This is a genomic window from Paraburkholderia sp. RL17-347-BIC-D (assembly GCF_046027915.1).
In the GTDB taxonomy this organism is placed as follows: Bacteria; Pseudomonadota; Gammaproteobacteria; order Burkholderiales; family Burkholderiaceae; genus Paraburkholderia.
This window is the reverse complement of sequence record NZ_JARESS010000222.1, coordinates 1-670: the sequence shown is the minus strand read 5'-3', so window position 1 is coordinate 670 and position 670 is coordinate 1. Positions and strand designations below refer to the sequence as shown.

The following is a 670-nucleotide window of genomic DNA, read 5'->3' as shown; positions in this document are numbered from 1 at the left end:
GGAATACGCGAAGGCGGATCCGGACGACATCCTCGTTCGTATTTCCGTGCACAATCGCGGACCGGAAGCGGCACGGCTGCGGGTCCTGCCGACGCTATGGTTCCGCAACACATGGTCATGGGGCGAGGACGATCGCAAGCCCTCGCTGCGCGCTGCGGGCCCAGGCGGCATCCAGGCCACGCACGCTGAACTGGGCGAGTACTGGCTCCATTGCGATGGCGCCCCGGAGACGCTCTTCACCGAGAACGAGAGCAATGCGCAGCGTCTGTGGAACCAGCCCAACGCGTCTCCCTACGTCAAGGATGCGTTCCACGCTTACGTCATTTGGGGACAAGGCGACGCGGTGAATCCCGCCAGGACGGGAACCAAGGCCGCGGCCCACTATGTTTGCGACGTCCCCGGCGGCGGCAGCACGACCATCCGGCTGCGCCTGACAGCAGCCAACGTGGACAATGCGTTCGGCGACTTCGAGAACATATTCAATAGCCGCATCGCTGATGCTGACGAGTTCTACGAGCGGATTGCGCCCGCATCGTTGACCGAAGACCAGCGCCGCGTGCACCGTCAGGCGTTGGCGGGAATGCTGTGGAGCAAGCAGTACTACTACTTCGACCTGCAGCTCTGGCTGCGCGAGCACCGGAGTCATCCATTGCTCGATGCCGCGCGCCAT

The 670-nt window shown here is 63.7% G+C and carries 1 pseudogene; it reads left to right on the top strand.

What is annotated here, in order from left to right:
* Positions 1-670 (top strand): annotated as a pseudogene (locus P0D96_RS48270) (MGH1-like glycoside hydrolase domain-containing protein); the annotation flags it as partial.